Annotated in this window: 19 protein-coding genes; 9 read left to right on the top strand and 10 right to left on the bottom strand. The window is 71.2% G+C overall.

The features are described 5' to 3' along the window. The first annotated feature begins 236 nt into the window (after positions 1-236). Positions 237-932, top strand: a complete 696-nt coding sequence (locus ACTMTU_RS19425; RefSeq protein ID WP_441264750.1) for a GntR family transcriptional regulator — start codon at positions 237-239, stop codon at positions 930-932. 39 nt (positions 933-971) lie between these two features. On the opposite strand, the gene ACTMTU_RS19420 is transcribed toward ACTMTU_RS19425, so the two are convergent. Continuing rightward, positions 972-1622, bottom strand: a complete 651-nt coding sequence (locus tag ACTMTU_RS19420; RefSeq protein WP_441264749.1) for a GNAT family N-acetyltransferase — start codon at positions 1620-1622, stop codon at positions 972-974. A 188-nt stretch (positions 1623-1810) separates the two neighbouring features. Between ACTMTU_RS19420 and ACTMTU_RS19415 the strand changes: the two genes are divergently transcribed. Then, a complete protein-coding gene (locus ACTMTU_RS19415) occupies positions 1811-2584 on the top strand; it encodes an ArsR/SmtB family transcription factor (RefSeq protein ID WP_441264949.1) in 774 nt (257 codons plus the stop codon). A gap of 52 nt (positions 2585-2636) precedes the next feature. After that, positions 2637-3137, top strand: coding sequence for a hypothetical protein (locus ACTMTU_RS19410; protein ID WP_441264748.1), 501 nt, complete (start codon positions 2637-2639; stop codon positions 3135-3137). 505 nt (positions 3138-3642) lie between these two features. Here ACTMTU_RS19410 and ACTMTU_RS19405 read toward each other — a convergent pair. From ACTMTU_RS19405 to ACTMTU_RS19395, 3 genes are all read right to left on the bottom strand, one after another. Next, a complete protein-coding gene (locus ACTMTU_RS19405; protein ID WP_053557718.1) occupies positions 3643-3993 on the bottom strand; it encodes a helix-turn-helix domain-containing protein in 351 nt (116 codons plus the stop codon). 577 nt (positions 3994-4570) lie between these two features. Further along, complete coding sequence (locus ACTMTU_RS19400) at positions 4571-5665, bottom strand: sensor histidine kinase (protein ID WP_441264747.1); 1095 nt, start codon at positions 5663-5665, stop codon at positions 4571-4573. Then, on the bottom strand, positions 5658-6359 hold the full coding sequence (locus ACTMTU_RS19395; RefSeq protein WP_441264746.1) for a response regulator transcription factor: 702 nt from the start codon (positions 6357-6359) through the stop codon (positions 5658-5660). Before ACTMTU_RS19395 ends, ACTMTU_RS19400 begins: the two co-directional genes overlap by 8 nt. 214 nt (positions 6360-6573) lie before the next feature. Between ACTMTU_RS19395 and ACTMTU_RS19390 the strand changes: the two genes are divergently transcribed. Together ACTMTU_RS19390 and ACTMTU_RS19385 are read left to right on the top strand one after the other, a co-directional pair. Continuing rightward, on the top strand, positions 6574-7650 hold the full coding sequence (locus tag ACTMTU_RS19390; protein WP_441264745.1) for an endonuclease/exonuclease/phosphatase family protein: 1077 nt from the start codon (positions 6574-6576) through the stop codon (positions 7648-7650). 174 nt (positions 7651-7824) lie between these two features. Next, positions 7825-8184 (top strand): hypothetical protein, encoded by a 360-nt coding sequence (locus ACTMTU_RS19385; protein WP_441264744.1) that lies wholly within the window; start codon positions 7825-7827, stop codon positions 8182-8184. Between the two features lie 118 nt (positions 8185-8302). Here ACTMTU_RS19385 and ACTMTU_RS19380 read toward each other — a convergent pair whose 3' ends face one another. The 4 genes from ACTMTU_RS19380 to ACTMTU_RS19365 form a co-directional block, all read right to left on the bottom strand. Then, entirely contained in the window at positions 8303-8608 is a 306-nt protein-coding gene (locus ACTMTU_RS19380) for an SCO5918 family protein (RefSeq protein ID WP_441264743.1), read from the bottom strand. Positions 8609-8666: 58 nt separating this feature from the next. Continuing rightward, a complete protein-coding gene (locus tag ACTMTU_RS19375) occupies positions 8667-8972 on the bottom strand; it encodes a CBS domain-containing protein (protein ID WP_441264742.1) in 306 nt (101 codons plus the stop codon). A 55-nt stretch (positions 8973-9027) separates the two neighbouring features. After that, on the bottom strand, positions 9028-10539 hold the full coding sequence (locus ACTMTU_RS19370) for a DEAD/DEAH box helicase (RefSeq protein ID WP_441264741.1): 1512 nt from the start codon (positions 10537-10539) through the stop codon (positions 9028-9030). Between the two features lie 353 nt (positions 10540-10892). Beyond that, positions 10893-11096: a cold-shock protein gene (locus tag ACTMTU_RS19365; protein ID WP_005310809.1), complete on the bottom strand. Its 204-nt coding sequence runs from the start codon at positions 11094-11096 to the stop codon at positions 10893-10895. Positions 11097-11754: 658 nt separating this feature from the next. Between ACTMTU_RS19365 and ACTMTU_RS19360 the strand changes: the two genes are divergently transcribed. After that, on the top strand, positions 11755-15129 hold the full coding sequence (locus tag ACTMTU_RS19360) for a pyruvate carboxylase (RefSeq protein ID WP_441264740.1): 3375 nt from the start codon (positions 11755-11757) through the stop codon (positions 15127-15129). Between the two features lie 117 nt (positions 15130-15246). On the opposite strand, the gene ACTMTU_RS19355 is transcribed toward ACTMTU_RS19360, so the two are convergent. After that, entirely contained in the window at positions 15247-16224 is a 978-nt protein-coding gene (locus tag ACTMTU_RS19355; protein WP_441264739.1) for a helix-turn-helix transcriptional regulator, read from the bottom strand. 130 nt (positions 16225-16354) lie between these two features. Between ACTMTU_RS19355 and ACTMTU_RS19350 the strand changes: the two genes are divergently transcribed. The 3 genes from ACTMTU_RS19350 to ACTMTU_RS19340 all read left to right on the top strand — a co-directional run bounded on the left by ACTMTU_RS19350 (position 16355) and on the right by ACTMTU_RS19340 (position 18927). Then, the gene (locus ACTMTU_RS19350) at positions 16355-17131 is read left to right on the top strand and encodes an NIPSNAP family protein (RefSeq protein WP_441264738.1); all 777 of its coding nucleotides are present in this window, start codon (positions 16355-16357) and stop codon (positions 17129-17131) included. Between the two features lie 240 nt (positions 17132-17371). Further along, positions 17372-18589, top strand: a complete 1218-nt coding sequence (locus ACTMTU_RS19345) for a carboxylesterase/lipase family protein (RefSeq protein WP_441264737.1) — start codon at positions 17372-17374, stop codon at positions 18587-18589. Then, on the top strand, positions 18529-18927 hold the full coding sequence (locus ACTMTU_RS19340; protein ID WP_441264736.1) for a carboxylesterase family protein: 399 nt from the start codon (positions 18529-18531) through the stop codon (positions 18925-18927). The genes ACTMTU_RS19345 and ACTMTU_RS19340 overlap by 61 nt, the downstream gene beginning before the upstream one ends. Positions 18928-19105: 178 nt before the next feature. On the opposite strand, the gene ACTMTU_RS19335 is transcribed toward ACTMTU_RS19340, so the two are convergent. Then, positions 19106-19600, bottom strand: a complete 495-nt coding sequence (locus tag ACTMTU_RS19335; protein ID WP_441264735.1) for a MarR family winged helix-turn-helix transcriptional regulator — start codon at positions 19598-19600, stop codon at positions 19106-19108. Between the last annotated feature and the right edge of the window lie 20 nt (positions 19601-19620).

The following is a 19620-nucleotide window of genomic DNA, read 5'->3' as shown; positions in this document are numbered from 1 at the left end:
TGCGTCTCCTTGGAACGGTCCGTCGGTCAGGAGGTACCACCGCGCTGCTCCGGGTGCCCACGCGGCGGTCCGGTCAGCCGCGTTCACGATCACATCACACAACATAGAAAATCGTTGAACGATCCGACAAGGTCTCTGTTGTTTCGTTCAATGATTTCCGGTTGACTGACCCGGACCGGCCGGCGCGGTCCCGGAAACCGTCGGACGACCGCCGGCCGCGGGAGAAGGACGGACACATGACAGCCGAGGTCGACCCCGCCGTGCTCGTCGGCGACCGCGCCCTGCTCGGACGCTCCAGCACCGCCGAACGGGTCGCGGACATCCTGCGCACACGCATCTCCGAGGGGTACCTGCCGCCGGGGAGCAAGCTGTCGGAGGACGCCATCGGCGGCGCCCTGGGCATCTCCCGCAACACCCTGCGCGAGGCGTTCCGCCTGCTCACGCACGAACGGCTGCTGGTCCATGAGCTCAACCGCGGTGTCTTCGTGCGCATGCTGACCGTGCAGGACGTCACCGACATCTACCAGGTGCGCAGACTCATCGAGTGCGCGGCGGTCCGCGGACTCGATGCCCCGCCGTACGACCTGAGCCACGCGGTGGCGGCGGTCGCCGAGGGCGAGAAGGCCGCGAAGGAAGGCGCGTGGCGCGACCTCGGCACCGCCAACATCCACTTCCACCACGCCGTCGTGGCCCTCGCCCGCAGCAGGCGCCTCGACGAGCTGATGCGCGGCATCCTCGCCGAACTGCGCCTGGTCTTCCACGCGATGGACAATCCCCGCGGCTTCCACGAGCCGTACCTGGAGCGCAACCGCGAGATCCTCTCCGCCCTCAAGGCGGCTGACCGCACCAAGGCCGAACTGCTGCTCGCGGCGTATCTCGACGACGCGGAGCAGCAGTTGGTCGAGCGGTACTCCGAACTCCTCGGCCCGTAAGCCGCACACGCTCCGCGCCGCGCTCCGGTCGCCCGCCCCTCAGTGGGCCGAGGCCGTCCTCCCGGCGAGCCATTCGTCACGCGTGAGGGCGTAGATCACGGTGTCGCGCCAGCCGGTGTCGCCGTGGCGGTCCTGCCGGAACATCGCCTCCCTGCGCATGCCGAGTCGCGCGCAGAGGGCCAGGGAGGGCTCGTTGGCCGCGTCCACCGTCGCGGCGATCCGGTGGGCGCCCAGACCGGTGGCGAGGTCGAGCAGGGCCGTGGCCGCCTCGCGGGCGTACCCCCGGCCCTGGAACCCGGGGTGCAGGACCCACCCGACCGCGACCTGGGCATGGGCGGCGCTGGTGAGGATGAAGGTGAGGTCGCCGATGACCCGTTCGTCCCGCCCGCCGCCGAGACCCGGCTCACCGGGCAGCACGACGGCGAGGGCGACCGCTTCACCGTCGGCGGCCAACGTGCGCTGCTTCGCGCGCAGTTCGGTGTGCTCGCCGCTGGCTTCCCGGTCGCGCAACGGCCAGGGCAGATGAGCCACGACCTCGGGCAGTCGCTGATAGGCGTGGATGTCGTCGGCGTCCTGCGGGCGGATCGGCCGCAGTATCAGCCGCTCGGTCCTGATGGGCGACGCTTCCAGGCCGGCGAGATCGAAGGGCAGGCGCAGTCGCGGCTCGGTGCCGCCGGTTGTCGTGGTCATGAATCCCCCTACAGGACGGACCGGAACGGAAGGGCGCACGGTTGACCCCCACCGCACGGTAGCCGCCGCTCCGACGACGCACCCCACCGGTCCGGTTTGTCTCCCTGCGACCGGCGGGACCGGCGCGCCGCTGGCGTTATGCAGGCAGATGCCTGCATAATCGAGAAGTGAGCGACGAGGCGACAGCGATGGACCGGGTCTTCAAGGCGCTGGCCGACCCCACCCGGCGGCTCCTTCTCGACCGCCTGCGGGAACACAACGGCCAAACGCTCCAGGAGCTGTGCGAGCACCTCGCCATGGCCCGCCAGTCGGCGACGCAGCATCTCGACGTCCTGGTGCGGGCCGGCCTCGTCACCGTCGTACGGCGCGGACGGGAACGGCTGCACTACCTCGACCCGGGACCGATCCACGAGATCGAGGAGCGCTGGATCTCGGAGTTCGACAGGCCCCGGCTGCAAGCGATCAGCGCCATCAAGCATCAGGCAGAGGAGTACGCCATGACCGACGCACGACAGTCCGTGCCGACCTACGTCTACGTGACCTACATCCGCGCGAGCGCGGAGCAGGTATGGAAGGCCCTGACGGACGCGGACCTGACCGCGCGCTACTGGGGACACGCCAACGTCTCCGACTGGCAGCCCGGGTCGACGTGGGAGCACCGGCGCGCCGACGGCTCGGACACGGTCGACATCATCGGCCGGGTCATCGAGGCCGAGCCTCCGAAGCGTCTGGTCGTCACCTTCGAGGACCCCAAGGGGACGGCGTCGCCGGGCGGCGGCTCCGTCGTCACGTTCCTCGTCGAACCGCACCAGGACATCGTCCGCCTCACGGTGACCCACGAGAACCTCCCCGACCGGGAGATGCTCGAGGGGATCTCACAGGGGTGGCCGGCCGTGCTCGCGAACCTCAAGTCCCTGCTCGAGACGGGCGAGGTCCTCCCGCAGGCGCCCTGGGACATGTAGCCGCGGCCCTCGCTCGTCTTCACTCCGCGCACGACCGCAGAAAGAAGAAGACATGATGGACACCAGCCCGCTCGGTGACGCCTACGGCGCGCTGCTCGATGCCGCCGCCACGGTCGCCGGGTCCGGCGACGCCGTCGCCGCCCCGCCGGCCGGCGAGTGGAACGCCGACCAGATCCTGGCGCACGTCTCTCTCGTCACCGCCGCCACGCTCGCCGCCGCCTCGTGTGTCGCTTCGGGGACCAACACGACGTACGACAACCGCATCGCTCTCGACACCTGGACCATCGACCGCGTCATCGCGCTCGCCGGCGGCAACGCCGGTCTCCGGGACCGCATCCGCCGCCAGGGAGAGGCCCTCTGCGCGCTCGGCGGACCCGCGCTGAGCGAGGCCGAACTCGCCACACCGGTGCCCACGCGGCTGCTGTCCAACGGCAAGGTCCTGGTCGATCGGCCCGTGCCACTGAAGGATCTCCTCACGGGCCTGACGGAAGTGGAACTCCCCGGCCACACGAAGCAGCTCCTGGCACTACTCCCGAACGCCCCCGCGGCCTGATCTCGCGGGCCGCGCCGCCAGGGTCGTGCGGCGCGGGGGTCCGCTCCGACCGCGGCGGGTTCCGGAGACCGGCCACCGCGGTCGCACGGCGCGGGTCCGCTCGCACCAGGACGGCTCGGGGTGCGGCCACCGCGGAGGGCACGGACCGCGGCGGGTTCCGGAGACCGGCCACCGCGGTCGCACGGCGCGGGTCCGCTCGCCCAGGACGGCTCGGGGTGCGGCCACCGCGGAGGGCACGGGGCGGGGCGGGTTCCGGAGACCGGCCACCGCGGTCGCACGGCGCGGGTCCGCTCGCACCAGGGCGGCTCGGGGTGCGGCCACCGCGGTCGCGCAGGCCGGGGCCGCTCGGACCAGAGCGGGTTCGGAGGGCGGGCCGCAGCGGAGCGTGCCCGAGTGAGGGGGCGGCACGGCGCGTGTCGGGCCGGTCGGCGGTGCCCGTCGGACGGACGCCGCTGCCCGCCCGTCGCACACTGCGGCCGGAGCAAGGTACTCATGAGCGGTGGGCTCAGCCGGAGACCTCTCCGGAGCTTTCGACCGGCTGCCCGGCGGCACGCCGGATCTCGGCATTGATGCGCCGCGCTTCTTCGAGCTGGTCCTCGAGGATGACGATGCGGCAGGCGGCTTCGACCGGGGTGCCCTGGTCGACGAGTTCACGCGCGCGGGCCGCGATCCGCAGTTGGTACCGCGAGTAGCGCCGGTGACCGCCCTCGGAGCGCAGCGGGGTGATCAGCCGCGCTTCACCGATCGCGCGAAGGAAGCCGGGCGTGGTGCCCAGCATCTCGGCGGCCCGTCCCATCGTGTAGGCGGGGTAGTCATCGTCGTCGAGTCGGCCACCGAGCGCATTATCCGCTGCCATCTGCACCTCTTCTTCCTGAGAACGCGTCGAGGGGCCCTGGTGCCGTACGGCACCAGGGCCCCGAAGGAAATTGAACACCATCTGTCGGCCCTAGTCCTGCGCCGACCTTCTGTTTCCGCGGCATCGCCCCGAAGAGGGACGGGAGCGCGGGGATCGCGAATGCGTGACCGGGGACCACCTTCCGTTCCGGGGTCTTGCGGTACCCGGGGAGTCTTCCTCGCCCGGGCGATCCTGATGGCGTCTGCTTCCTCCGTTCCTTCCTCTGGGACTTACCTGCTACTTGGTACTGCTTCCGGTGGCCCCTGATCACTGCGGGCCACCCAGTACGGCGGTCAGCCCCGTCGCCATCCTGCGAAACCGGCTCCGGAACTCCACCACCGCACCGAACTGCGGGTACTGCGTGTTACCACTGCTCGGCAGTTCGTCTCTGCCGGGCTCTCTCTGATCTCGGCTACAACAGGAACACTAACCAGCCCGGGAGCGAATGTCTACTACGGCGAGCATAGATTTTTGGGCGCTCGGGACGGAGGTAACGTGAGATCACCGAACGGACCCGGCCAGGACGCTCCGCCCCTGCTCAGGGGCGCCTGTCGGTCCCGGGAGCTGCCGCCGGCAGCTCCACGGTGATGCGGAGTCCGCCCGAAGGACGCGGGGTGATCGTGAGCGCGCCGTCGTGCACGTGGGTGATGCTCTTGACGATGGCCAGGCCGAGGCCGACACCCCCGTGGTCGGTGCGTACGCGTTCGCTGCCGCGCCGAAACGGTTCCGTGAGTGTCGGGACCAACTCCGGCGAGAGCCTCTCGCCGGTGTTCTCGACCGTGAGCACCACGCTCCCGGGACGGACCCCCGTCTCGACCCGCACCGTCCCCTGCTCGGGCAGGTTGTGCACGACGGCGTTGTGGACGAGGTTCGTCGTCATCTGCAGCAGGAGCGCTTGCGACCCGGCGGCCAGGGCGATGTCACCGGAGGTCTCGAAGGTGACGCCACGCTTCTCGGCGAGCGGGAGCAGTGTTTCCGTGGCCTCCTCCACGAGGAGGGACAGGTCGACGGGTTCCCGGGTGAAGGACCGCTGCTCGGCCCGGCTGAGCAGGAGCAGCGCCTCGGTGATGTCGATCGCCCGGGCGTTGACGGCATGGAGGCGGTCGATGATCTCGCCGGGGTCGTGGTTCGGATCGGTGCGGGCCACGTCGAGAAGCGCCTTCGAGATCGCCAGCGGGGTGCGCAACTCGTGGGAGGCGTTGGCCGCGAATCTCCGCTGCTCGGCGACGTGTGCTTCGAGCCGCGCGATCATGGCGTCGAAGGAGTCGGCGAGTTCACGGAACTCGTCGTTGCGGCCTTCCAGCCGGATGCGGTGGGAGAGCGACCCGTTCGCGACGTGCCGCGTGGCGTCCGTGATGCGGGTCAGCGGGGCGAGCATGCGGCCGGCGAGCAGCCACCCTCCCAGGAGGCCGAACACCAGCAGGAACGCCATGACCACGGCTGCCCCCGCCGCGAACTCGCGCGCGAGGACCGAACGGACCTGCAATCCGCTGATGCTGCTCGTCACGTCGGGCAGGTTGCTCAGCAGGAAGACCCACACCGCCGCGATCAGCATGACACCGGCCAGCATGAGGAATCCGGCGTAGCTGAGGGTCAGTTTGAGGCGAACGCTCCACCCGGGCGCTCTATCCACGGTCTCCGCCCACGCTTCCGCTCCCGGCCTGCGACGGCGCGTCGATCCGGTAGCCGACGCCCGGCACGGTGGCGATGACCCAGGGCTCGCCGAGCCGCTTCCGCAGTGCCGAGACGGTGATGCGCACGGCGTTGGTGAACGGGTCCGCGTTCTCGTCCCACGCGCGGGCCAGGAGTTCTTCGGCGCTGACGACACCGCCTTCGGCGGCGACGAGAACTTCGAGCACGGCGAACTGCTTCCTGGTCAGTGCGACGTAGCGGCCCTCCCGGTGGACCTCCCTGCGGAACGGATCCAGCCGCAGACCCGCGATCTCCCGCACGGGCGGCCTGTTGTGCGCCCGCCTGCGGTCGAGTGCTCTGAGCCTGAGCGTGAGCTCTCTGAGTTCGAAAGGCTTCGTGAGGTAGTCGTCGGCGCCCAACTCGAACCCGGAGGCCTTGTCGTCGAGGCGGTCGGCTGCGGTGAGCATGAGGATCGGCATGCCGCTGCCGGAGGCGACGATGCGTTCGGCGATCTCGTCACCGGAAGGTCCGGGAATGTCCCGGTCGAGGACGGCGATGTCGTAGGCGTTGACGCTCAGCAGCTCCAGAGCGGTGTCGCCGTCCCCCGCGATGTCCGCCGCGATGGCTTCCAGCCGCAGGCAGTCACGGATGGCTTCTGCCATATAGGGCTCGTCCTCGACGATCAGCACACGCATGCTCCGATGCTAGAAGTCGGCGCATATCGTCGGCGTATCGGGAATCGCATACGCGCCCGCAACACCGCGTTGCCTTGACTGGCGGTATGACCCACTCCCCACCGTCGCGCGGACGACATCGGGCGCACGATCGATCGTGCCTGCCCGCCATGTGCGCAGAGCCCACCCAGGACCCGAGGATGCAGCAGTGACCGGCAGCGAGCGAGGACGGACGATGACGCAGGTGGACACGGCGGAGACCGGACAGGACATCGCCGGCCGCCGGGACACCGGCTCCGGGATCCGGCGCTCGCCCGTCCGCCGGGTGATCCGCATCGGCTCCGGGCCGGGCCTCTGGAAGCGTGGCCCGGTGCTCGCGGCGCTGGCCGTGCTGCTCGGCCTGTTCATGCTGCTGCACACGCAGATCACGGACTTCGGGGGCCTCGGCAGCCTGGTGGAGACCTTCCTGCCGTGGTGCGGCCTGTTCGTCCCGGTGCTGCTGGCCGGGGCACTGTGGCGGCGCTCCGCCTCCGCGGTGGTCGCGCTGCTGCTGCCGGCCGTGGTGTGGCTGAACCTCTTCGGCGGGCTGCTCGGCGACAAGTCCCACCCGGGCGGCGACCTCACCGTGGCCCAGCACAACGTCGGTGAGGGCAACCCTGACCCCGTCGGCACCGCCCGCGACCTGGCCGCCTCCGGGGCGGACGTGCTGGCCCTGGTGGAGCTGAGCCACCATGCCCGGGGCACGTACGAGAAGGAGCTGGCGGAGGCGTACCCGTACCACACGGTGCAGGGCACGGTCGGGCTGTGGAGCAAGCTGCCGCTGTCGGACACGCGGCCGGTCGACACCCACATGGACTACGGGCCGCTGGCGGACACCAAGCCGGCCGACGTCAAGATGGCCTACAACCGGGCGCTGCGCACCACGGTTGCCACGGACCAAGGGCCGCTGGCGGTCTACGCCGCCCACCTGGGATCCGTACGGCTGATGCCCAGAGGGGGCTTCTGGACGGACAGCCGGGACCGCAACGCACACGCGCTCGGCGAGGCCCTCGCCGCCGAACGGAACGAGCGGGTGGTGCTGCTCGGCGATCTGAACGGCACCATGGACGACCGCGCGTTCGCCGGCATCACCTCGCAGATGCGCTCGGCCCAGGACGAGGCCGGGGACGGCTTCGGCTTCACCTGGCCGGCGAATTTCCCGGTGGTGCGGATCGACCAGATCCTCGTCCGCGGCGTGCAGCCGCAGAGCTCGTGGGTGCTGCCGGCCACCGGCAGCGACCACCTGCCGGTGGCAGCCCGGATCAGCTGGTGACCACGAGGAACCGGCCCCGGCCCGGGGGTGCCGTTGATGAGCGGCCGCCAGGTGCCCGGCAGCCCGTTCCTGCGCGGAACGATCGCGCCTGAGGTGCGTACTCCCGAATCCCGGGCCCCCGCAACCGGACTCCGCATCCGTGCAGAGGGCCCGGGTGAAATAAACTCGCCTGTCATGTCGAAACCTGACGCTCTGCTCGTCGACGTGGCCGCCCTGGTGGAGTCCGGGCAAAGCAATCTCATGTCTCTGACCGTGGTCACCGGTGGCGCTGTCATCACCGGCCGGCTGGCACCCGAAGCCATGTGGCGGCAGCGGGTGTCGGAGGTCCTGACGGATTCGGAGAGCCTCCGTGCGTTCTCCGGCGCCTTCAGCGCCTCCCCCGCCAGGCAGGGCCCGCCCACCCATCTGCACTTCCACGTGGCGCGGATCCTCCAGGGCACGGTCGGGATCCCCGAGACAGGCGGTATGTACCGTGTCTCGATCGAAGACGTCAGCGCCTGGACCGTCGGCGACTTCAGCTACTCCGACCACTGAATCCACCACTACGAGACCAGTGACACCACAGGAAGAGGGCCCGACCGGCGCGCGCCGGTCGGGCCCTCTTCGTTCCTTGCCTCTCCGGTGCCCTGTCAGGTCCGGAGGGTGCCGCAGGTCAGGCCACCGTGGTGCCGAGCGAGGCGTGCGCCTGCTGGAGCGGGGTGAGCGTGCTCACGGGCGCGGCCGGGACCTGTGACCGGCAGGTGAAGCCGAGCCCCGTCATCGCCCGGACGACCTCGCCCGCACTGAAGTCACGGCGGTCCTGTCGGGTGATGACCGCGCCCACCTGCTTGACGGGGTACTGACGACGGCCGATGACCACGAAGTCACCGGTGATCGGCTCGGGCTTGACGCCCTTCATCGATTCCAGCACGCCACTCTTGGTCAGATCGAAGGGGAAGCGAGCGATGACGCAGCGCATGAGACCTCACAGGGAGAAGTGGGGAAGCGGAAGGGGAGTCCGCAAGGGGTGCGGCGGTTCAACAAGGGAGGGCGGCGACATCGCTCAGTCGCACCGTGTCCGTGCGGACGGCGCTGTCGCGTACGGCCACGAGCTGCGCCAGGGTGACGGATCCGGTGCACTGGTCGTCCGCGTCGCAGATGAGCAGATGCCCGGCGCGGGCGCCGGCCATCACGGACAGCGCCACCTCCACGGTCATGTCGCCCCAGGCCTTCGCGGTCGTGTCGGCACGGACCTGCGGTCCGGCCGCCGCCACGAGGCCGGCCGCCGTCCTGGTGCCGGAAATCGGACCGACCGGACGGGGCTTCAGCTGAACCAGTGCCAAGAGATGCCTCCTGCGACGATGGGTGAGGGCCTTTGAGCAATGACGTCCTGGGCTCTCAGGCCGCCGTGCCGACGGCAGCCTGCCGGCGGGGCGCGCGGCGCGGGGCCTGCGACGCGTTGCGGCCGCGCCGGGCACGGGAGCCGGCGCTGCGCGCGGGGCGCTCGGTCACCGGTGCGGTGATGACGACCGGCGTGCCGGACGGTGCCTGCGCGCCGGTGATGCGGTTCAGTTCGACGCCGCCGGACCTGACCTGAGTGGTCGTCGGGCGGACCCCGGCGTGCGACAGGAGGCGGGCCATGTCGCGGCGCTGGTTCGGGGTCACCAGGGTGACGACGCTGCCCGACTCACCGGCCCGGGCGGTGCGGCCGCCGCGGTGCAGGTAGTCCTTGGGGTCGGTCGGCGGGTCGACGTTGACGACGAGGTCGAGGTTGTCGACGTGGATACCGCGGGCGGCGACGTTCGTGGCGACGAGCACGGTGACATGCCCGGTCTTGAACTGCGCCAGCGTGCGGTTCCGCTGCGGCTGGGACTTGCCGCCGTGCAATCCCGCGGCCCGTACGCCGCTGCTGAGCAGGTCCTTCGTCAGCCGGTCCACGGCGTGCTTGGTGTCCAGGAACATGATCACCCGGCCGTCGCGGGCGGCGATCTCCGTCGTGGTGGCGTGCTTGTCGGAGCTGTCGACGTGCAGCACGTGGTGCTCCATCGTCGTGACGGCGCCGGCCGACGGGTCGACGGAGTGCACGACCGGATCGTTCAGGTAGCGGCGGACGAGCAGGTCGACGTTGCGGTCGAGGGTGGCGGAGAACAGCATCCGCTGGCCGTCCGGGCGGACCTGGTCGAGCAGGGCGGTGACCTGGGGCATGAAGCCCATGTCGGCCATCTGGTCGGCCTCGTCGAGGACGGTGACCGAGACCTGGTCGAGTCGGCAGTCGCCGCGCTGGATCAGGTCCTTCAGCCGTCCGGGAGTCGCCACGACGACCTCCGCGCCGCTGCGCAGCGCACCGGCCTGCCTGCCGATCGACATCCCGCCGACGACCGTGGCCATCCGCAGCCTCAGCGACCGGGCGTACGGGGTGAGCGCGTCGGTGACCTGCTGGGCCAGCTCGCGCGTCGGTACGAGGACCAGCGCCAGCGGAAGCCGCGGCTCTGCGCGCTTCCCCGCGGTACCGGCCAGCATGGCCAGGCCGAAGGCGAGGGTCTTGCCAGAACCGGTACGGCCGCGGCCGAGCACGTCACGGCCGGCCAGGGTGTTGGGCAGCGTCGCGCCCTGGATGGGGAACGGCACGGTCACGCCCTGCGCGGCGAGCGCCGCGAGCAGCTGCTCCGGCATGTCGAGGTCGGCGAACCGCTCGACGGCGGGCAGGGCGGGGGTCACGGTGACGGGGAGGGCGAACTCGCCCTGCGCCGCGGCGGGCCGGCGGCCGTAACCACCGGAGCGGCCACCTCCACCGGAGCGGCCGGAGGAACCCGAGCGGGTGGGAGCCGGCGAGCCGAAACGGCTGCCGCGGCCGGAGCCACCGCCGCTACGGGTGCGGGAATAACGGTCTTCGGTACGTGTGCGGTTCATACGGAACCTTCCTCGATGTGGCACGTATCAAGGAATTACCGCAGCAGAGGAGCAGCACGGAGAATCGCGAGAACGAGCCAGGCAGAAAGCGAAAACGAAAGCGAATCGGGCCGCTCGTGAGAATCCCCGGCAGGTCACCAGGCGGGCAGATCGATTCGGACGTCAAGGCCGGAATGAGTCCCTGCCGAATGTTCGTCCGGAGGCGGGAGGGACATCCGCCACGCGAGAAAAACGCGATCTCCGGAGGGGGCCGCGGCACGATGGGCCGCGGTGGCGGGGCCGGGGCCCCGCAACTGCAACGAGCCGGGGCCCGCACCCCAAGGTGCGGGCCCCGGCTCGATCACGCGTCAGCGTCAGGCCGGAACGATGTTCTCGGCGGTCGGGCCCTTCTGGCCCTGCGCGATGTCGAAGTTCACCTTCTGGCCTTCCAGCAGCTCACGGAAGCCCTGGGCGGCGATGTTCGAGTAGTGGGCGAACACGTCGGGGCCGCCACCGTCCTGCTCGATGAAGCCGAAGCCCTTTTCCGCGTTGAACCACTTCACGACGCCAGATGCCATGTCAAATCTCCTTCAGGGGCAGTACCCGGAGTCCACACCGTGCGGTCTCCGTGTCGCCGCAATGATCACCCCGTCCGGAAATGACCGGATACACAAAAGCGCTCACAACGACCTGAGGGCCGCCGGGGCACTTGGATTTTCGGGAACCACAACTGCAACTGATAACGACAGTAGCACGGTGAGATCGACCCCGCGCGGCACGTAATTCTTTTCCGCCTGTTACGCGAGATACCCTCACCGCGCGTTGCGCTGATTTCTCATCCGGCGGTCACAGATATTCGCCCGCCCCGGACTGATCTCTTCACGAACGGCGGCCGTCGGTCCCGTCGTGCGAGGCCGCCCGCGGCGTGCGGGGGCCCGGATCCCGGCCGACGCGCCCCGGTGGCGAGTGGGCGCACCGCCCGGCCCCGCGCCTGACCGGACCCGCCCCGGACGAGCGTGGCGCAGATCACCGCCGAGCGGCGGTCCCCGCAGTGACGCAGGCCATCGTCTGCCTCCGCGATCTCTGGGAAGGTCTCCGATACGGTGTCGAGCGCTTCGGACCAAGGTTCCCGGCGCATCGCCGCCGCCCATATGACCACCGGACGCCGGCACCGGCGTCCCGTGCGACATCGCCCGTCCTGAGGCCGCCCGGCCCGCGACACGACTGGGGAGTTTGATGTTCGGCAAGGTATTGGTCGCCAACCGCGGCGAGATCGCGATCCGCGCGTTCCGCGCAGCGTTCGAGCTCGGAATCTCCACAGTGGCGGTGTTTCCCTACGAGGACCGCAACTCCCTTCACCGGGCCAAGGCCGACGAGGCGTACCAGATCGGTGAGCCCGGCCACCCCGTGCGGGCCTACCTCTCGGTGGACGAGGTGATCAAGGCGGCCCGGAAGGCCGGGGCCGACGCCATCTACCCCGGCTACGGCTTCCTTTCGGAGAACCCCGACCTCGCCGCCGCGTGCGCCGAGGCCGGTATCGCCTTCGTCGGACCGCCGGCGTCGGTACTGCACCTGACCGGGAACAAGTCCCGGGCGGTCGCGGCCGCGCGGGAGGCGGGCGTACCGGTGCTGAAGTCCTCCGAACCGTCCGAGGACGTCGACGCGCTCGTCGCCGCGTCCGAGGACATCGGCTTCCCCGTCTTCGTGAAGGCCGTCGCGGGCGGCGGCGGACGCGGTATGCGCCGTGTCGCGGAGCCCGGGGAGCTGCGCGAGGCGATCGACGCGGCCATGCGCGAGGCGCGCTCCGCGTTCGGTGACGCGACGGTCTTCCTGGAGCAGGCGGTGGTCAACCCCCGCCACATCGAGGTGCAGATCCTCGCCGACGCCGAGGGCAATGTCGTACACCTCTACGAGCGGGACTGCTCGGTGCAGCGCCGCCACCAGAAGGTCGTCGAGATCGCGCCCGCCCCGAACCTCGACCCGGAGCTGCGGGCACGCATCTGCGCCGACGCCGTGGCCTTCGCACGCCACATCGGCTATGTGAACGCGGGCACCGTCGAATTCCTCGTCGACGAGCGCGGCAACCATGTCTTCATCGAGATGAACCCGCGCATCCAGGTCGAGCACACCGTCACCGAACAGGTCACCGGACGCGACCTCGTCATCGGACAGCTGCGCATCGCCGCCGGTATGACGCTGCCCGAACTGCGCCTCACCCAGGACGACATCGTCCTCAACGGCTCCGCCCTGCAGTGCCGCATCACCACCGAGGACCCGGCCAACGGCTTCCGGCCCGACACCGGCACCATCTCCGCCTACCGCTCCCCCGGCGGTCCCGGCGTCCGGCTCGACGGTGGCACGGTCCACACCGGCGCCGAGGTCTCCGCCCACTTCGACTCGATGCTCGTCAAGCTCACCTGCCACGGGCACGACTTCGCCAACGCGGCCCGCCGCGCGCGCCGGGCCATCGCCGAGTTCCGCATCCGGGGCGTGGCCACCAACCTGCCGTTCCTGGGCGCCGTGCTGGACCACCCCGAGTTCCGGGCCGGGCGTATCACCACCAGCTTCATCGACGAACACCCGGAGCTGATGCGGGCCCGCCCCTCGGCCGACCGCGGCAGCCGCATGCTCAGCTACCTCGCCGAGATCACCGTCAACCAGCCGTACGGTCCGCGCCCCGACGTCATCGACCCGGCGGACAAGCTGCCCGCCGTCCCCCTCGGAGACCCGCCCGCCGGGTCGCGGCAGCGCCTCGCCGCCCTCGGGCCGGAGGCTTTCGCCGCCGAACTGCGCGCCCAGTCGGCCGTCGCCGTCACCGACACGACGTTCCGCGACGCCCATCAGTCCCTGCTGGCGACCCGGGTCCGGACCCGCGACCTGCTGGCCGTCGCACCGCACGTCGCCCGCAGCGCACCGCAGCTGCTGAGCCTCGAATGCTGGGGAGGCGCCACCTACGACGTGGCGCTGCGTTTCCTCGCCGAGGACCCGTGGGAGCGACTGGCCAAGATCCGGGAGGCCGTGCCCAACATCTGCACCCAGATGCTGCTGCGCGGCCGCAACACCGTCGGCTACACGCCCTACCCCACCGAGGTCACCGAGGCGTTCGTAGCCGAGGCCGCCAAGACCGGGATGGACATCTTCCGGATCTTCGACGCCCTCAACGACGTGTCCCAGATGCGTCCGGCCATCGACGCCGTGCGCGCCACCGGCACGTCGGTCGCCGAGGTCGCCCTCTGCTACACCGCCGACCTCTCCGACCCCCGCGAGACCCTGTACACGCTGGACTACTACCTGCGTCTCGCCGAGCAGATCGTGGACGCGGGCGCCCATGTCCTCGCCATCAAGGACATGGCCGGGCTGCTGCGCCCGCCCGCCGCCCGCACCCTCGTCACCGCGCTGCGCGAGCGGTTCGACCTGCCCGTCCATCTGCACACGCACGACACCGCGGGCGGGCAGCTCGGCACCCTGATCGCCGCCATCGACGCGGGAGTCGACGCCGTCGACGCGGCCGTCGCCTCGATGGCCGGCACCACCAGCCAGCCCCCGCTGTCCGCGCTGGTCGCCGCCACCGACCACACGGAGCGCGCGACCGGCCTGTCCCTCCAGGCCGTCGGCGACCTGGAGCCCTACTGGGAGGCGACCCGCAAGGTGTACGCCCCCTTCGAGTCCGGTCTCGCCTCGCCCACCGGCCGGATCTACCACCACGAGATCCCCGGCGGGCAGCTGTCCAACCTGCGCCAGCAGGCCATCGCCCTCGGTCTGGGCGACCGCTTCGAACTCATCGAGGACTGCTACGCCGCGGCCGACCGCATGCTCGGCCGGCTGGTGAAGGTGACGCCGTCGTCGAAGGTGGTCGGCGACCTGGCGCTGCACCTCGTGGGCGCCGGGGTCTCGGCGGCGGACTTCGAGTCCGACCCGGGCAAGTTCGACGTACCGGACTCGGTGATCGGCTTCCTGCGCGGTGAGCTGGGCGACCCGCCCGGAGGCTGGCCGGAGCCGTTCCGCACCCGGGCGCTCCAGGGCCGCCCGGCGAAGGCCGAGACGCCGCAGCTGTCGGACGAGGACCGCGAGGGCCTGGCCCAGTCACCGCGCGCGACCTTGAACCGGCTGCTGTTCCCCGGCCCCACCAAGGAGTTCAACGCCCACCGCGAGGCGTACGGCGACACCTCCGTCCTGCCGACGCGGGACTTCCTGTACGGGCTGGAGACGGAGACCGAGCACACCGTCACGCTCGAGCCGGGCGTCACGCTGCTGATCGAGCTGGAGGCCGTCTCCGACGCCGACGAGCGCGGCTACCGCAGCGTACTGGCCACGCTCAACGGCCAGTTGCGGCCGGTGTCGGTACGCGACAAGTCCGTCGCCAGCGAGGTCAAGGCGGCGGAGAAGGCGGACCGGGCCAACGAGGGCCATGTCGCGGCACCGTTCGCCGGAGTGGTCACGCTCCAGGTGGAGGAGGGAGCGTCGGTGTCGGCCGGCCAGACCGTCGCCACCATCGAGGCCATGAAGATGGAGGCGTCGATCACCGCCCAGACGTCGGGCACGGTGCGCCGTCTCGCGATCGGCAGGATCCAGCAGGTCGAGGCGGGCGACCTGCTCATCGAAATCGGCTGACCCGCCCGTCCGGCACCGAACGGGCCGGTCCCGGCGCCCCCAGCGCCGGGACCGGCCCGTTCCTGTCGAGGGAGCTTCCGCCCGGGCCGCCCGGCTCCCGCCGGATGTGTTCCGGCGTCAGGCGACCCCGTAGGCCCGGGCGAGTGCGGCCACCGTGGTGGCCATCGCCTCGCGGAGTTCGGCCGGCGCGACGACCTCGACGTCGGTGCCGAGACGCAGCAGCTCACCGCACGCGTGCCCGGTGCTCTCGATCGGGACGACCGCCTCGATCCATCCGTCGTCGTCCGCGGCCGTCGCGGTGGAGTCGACCGCCTGCACCACCTCCGGCGGGACGTTGTCGGGCAGGCGCAGGCGTCCTCGCGGGGACAGACGGATGGTGGCCGTGCCGGTGTAGCGGCGGGCCTCGAAGTCGGCGAGGTAGGCCGCCCAGTACGTGCCCAGGTCGAAGTCCGCCGGCCGGCCGAACCGCTCGTCGCTCAGCGTCGCGTCGAGGACCTGGGTGACCCGGTAGGTCGCGGTCCGGCTCCGCCCGGCGGCCACGAGGTACCAGACGCCGGACTTGAGCACCAAGCCGTACGGGCGCAGTCGGCGATCCACCTCCTGCGGCGCCCGCCACCGCCGGTAGCGCACGTCCACCGCACGCCGGGTGAGCACCGCGTCGACGAACAGGGGGAGGTGCGGCGTCCGTTCGGGCTCCCGGTACCAGCCGGGAGCGTCGAGGTGGAACACGGCCGCGGTCCGCGACGCCTCCTCGCGCAGCCCCGTCGGAAGCGCCGCCAGCAGCTTCAGCCGAGCCGTCGTCACCTCTGCCGCGAGCCCCAGGTCGGCGGCGGGGCCCGGCAGCCCGGCGAAGAACAGCGCGCGTGCCTCGCCCTCGCTCATCCCGGTGAGGCGGGTGCGATAGCCGTCCAGCAGTTGATAGCCGCCCCCGGGGCCCGGCTCAGCGTAGACCGGCACTCCGGCGGCCTGGAGCCGTGCCAGGTCACGGTAGGCGGTCCGTACGGACACCCCCAGTTCGCCGGCGATCCCGCGGGCGGACATGCGTCCACGGGATTGCAGCAACAGCAGTACCGACAGCAGTCGTCCGGCAGACATGGAGGCATTCTCCTCGGAAACACTGACAGCCCCTGGCACACCGGGTGCCTACCGTCGGTCCCTGCCCGTCCCCGACCGGAGGGGCCGTGTCCTAGTGCCCCGGAGAATCGAACCGATCTGGAGTTCCGCCGTGCCTGCCACCGATCCCGCATCCCCTTCAGCCGTCACCGAAGCCGCCGTTGTCGTCGGCCGCCTCACCGTGATCGAGCTGCGCCGGTACACCCTGCGTCCCGGCCGGCGCGACGAGCTCATCGAGCTGTTCGACCGGGAGTTCGTCGAGACCCAGGAGGAGACCGGGATGGCCGTGCTCGGCCAGTTCCGGGATCTCGACGATCCGGATCGTTTCGTCTGGCTGCGGGGGTTCCGGGACATGGCGGCACGCCACCGCGCGCTGACGGCCTTCTACGGCGGCCCCGTCTGGGCCGAGCACGGCCCCCGGGCGAACGCCACGATGGTCGACTCGGACGACGTCCACCTGCTGCGTCCCCTGTCCCCCGGCACCGGGTTCACCGTCCCCTCGTCCCGGCGGCCCCCGGCCGGCGCTCCGGCGCCGGACCGGTTCGTGACCGCCACCGTCCGGTTCTTCCCTCCGGGCACGGAGGACGGCATCGCACTCGTCCGGGACGGTCTCCTGCCCGTGCTCCACGAGACGGGACCCGCGCCGCTAGCCGTCCTGACCACAGAGACGGCGCCCAACACGTTCGCCAGGCTGCCGGTCCACACCGGGACCAACGTCGTCGCGGTCTTCTCCTCGTACCCCGACGAGAGTGCCTGTCGCCGGCACCTCGCCGCCGTACGGGCCCATCCCCGCGCGCGGGACGAGGTCCTGCCGGGCATCGAGCGCGAACAGACCGCGGCTCCCTGGACGCTGCGGCTGGCTCCCACCGCCCGCTCGCTCATCTCCTGACCTGCACCGACACGTCGGACGCGACGACTGCCCGCCGGCCGGCCCCGTACGGCCGCGACCCGAAGCCACGGCGGAGGCCGGTGATTTGCACGATGCCGGGGTGTGCGGTCCGCGGCGAGACTGCCTGGGCAGTTTCCGCCCCCTTCCGTACGGAGGTGCACGATGTCTCTGCTTTTGAAGTGCCTGGCGAGAAGTCGCCGGCGATCAGCAGGAACGCGGAAAACGCTGTACGGCGCTCTCGTGCTGTCGATCGTCGCGACGGCCTTCGCGCCCGCCCAAGCCGCGGCGGCCCGGGCCACCGCGGCCCGAGCCACGACCACCGATGCCACGGCGGCGGAAGGACCCGTCGTCACGACCCGGTACGGGCAGGTGCGGGGGAAGGCCGGCCAGACGGCGAACTCCTACCTCGGCATCCCGTACGCCGCACCGCCGGTCGGGTCCCAGCGGTGGAAGCCGCCGTCCCCGCCCGGGCGTTGGCCCGGCGTGCGGGCCGCCACCACACCGGGCAACCCCTGTATGCAGGGTGCCGCATCCAGCCCCTGGGGGGACCTCGCGGGGCCCGGCACGCCCAGCGAGGACTGCCTGTACCTGAACGTCCACACGCCCGCCCAACGGGCCCTCCACAAGCGGCCGGTGATGGTGTGGATCCACGGTGGCGGCTTCACGGTCGGCTCCGGAACGTTCTACGACGGAAGCAACCTGGCAGCCAAGGGCGACGTCGTCGACGTCACCTTCAACTACCGTCTCGGCGCGTTCGGTTACCTGGCCCACCCCGGTCTGGCCGAGGAATCGCCGCAGGGGATCTCCGGCAACTACGGCCTGCTCGACCAGCAGGCCGCCCTGCGCTGGGTGCGGGACAACATCGCGGCGTTCGGCGGCGACCCCGACAACGTGACGGTCTTCGGTGAATCGGCGGGCGGCGGCAGCGTCTGCCAGCACCTGGTCTCGCCCCGCGCGATCGGCCTGTTCCACCGGGCCGTCGCCCAGTCGGGCTGCGGGTTCCCGCTGCCCACCCAGGAGTCGCAGCAGGACAGGGGCGCGACCTGGGCGAACTCCCTGGGATGCGCCGACGTGGCCTGCTTGCGCACCCGGCCCGCCGACCAGGTGCTCGGCGCCTCGCTGAACCCCACGGCCCGCTGGGCCCCCAACGTCGACGGCAAGGTCCTGCCGCTCCAGGTGACGGACGCGCTGGAGCGCGGCCGGTTCCACCGGGTCCCCGTCCTCCAGGGCACCACCGCCGACGAGGGCCGGCTCACCGTGGCGACCACGTACGACCTGGCCGGCAGGCAGCTCACCGCGGCGGGCTACCCGGTCGCGGTCAGGGCCCTCTACGGCGAACGGACCGACGAGATCCTGGCCCGCTACCCGCTGTCGGACCACGGCACGCCCGCGGAGGCGTGGGCGCCGTCCTCACGGACTCCCAGTTCGCCTGCCTCCAGTCCAGGACGGCGGGCCTGATGGCCGCGCACACCCGGTCCTACCAGTACGAGTTCGCCGACCGTCACGCCATGGACCACGTGAACCTGCCGATCAGCTTCCCGATCGGCGCCCCGCACGGTTCGGAGATCAGGTACGTCTTCGGCGGCGTCTCGGGCACCCCCGCCCAGAACACCCTGTCGGACAGGATGCTCGGCTACTGGACCAACTTCGCGAGGACCGGCGTCCCGTACGCCGCGGACGCCCCGCGCTGGAACGTCTTCCCGAAGGTCCAGACCCTGGCCCCGGAAGCGATCACAGCGGGAACGACCTTCCCCCGGGACCACAAGTGCGACCTGTGGGACCGGCCCGCCTCCTGACGACCCGACGGCCTTGACGGCCCGGCGCCCTTGCCCCGCGCTGCCGCACGGCAGCCGCTCTCCAAAGGCGCCGGGACCGTCGCCCCTGGCTACGGGCGGCCGCGCCCCGGAACAGGAGCTCCGCCCCGAGGGACCGCTCGCGCCAGGGCACACGAGCAGCGCGGTGTGAACGAGAGCCCTAGCGACGCAGCTGCGCGAGTTCGTGGTTCATGACTTCGAGGAAGCGGACCACCACGAGCAGTTCCTCCTCGCTGAACTGCCGGCGCGCGGCGTCGGTGCTCCGCGCCAGAGGCGTGAAGTACCCCCTGGCCACGGCCTTGGCCGCGGTCGCGTAGTGCAGGTGCACGACCCGCCGGTCGTCCGGCGCCCTGACCCGCTGGACGTGGCCGGACCGCTCGAGGCGGTCCAGGCACGCGGTCACCGCTCCCGACGTGAGGTTGAGCTGCTCCCGGAGGCGCCCCGGCGTCATCGGCGCGCCGTCCTCCCCCTCACCGGCGTCCATGATCGCGATCAGTGCCTGCACGTCCGTGAGATGCAGCCCCTGCTCGTGTGCGAACTCGTGGGCGATGCGATTGAACTCGGCGTTCATCCCGCGCAGCAGGACGGCAAATTTCTGCAACCCCGTGGGGTCGTCCGGCGGAAGTGTCCCTGAGGGCTCGTCTGTGCTGCGCATCGGACCAGGATATGATCTCT

Source organism: Streptomyces sp. OZ13 (assembly GCF_052068155.1).
GTDB lineage: Bacteria > Actinomycetota > Actinomycetes > Streptomycetales > Streptomycetaceae > Streptomyces.
Note: the sequence above shows the minus strand (reverse complement) of the source record. Positions and strands in the feature narration are given on the sequence as shown.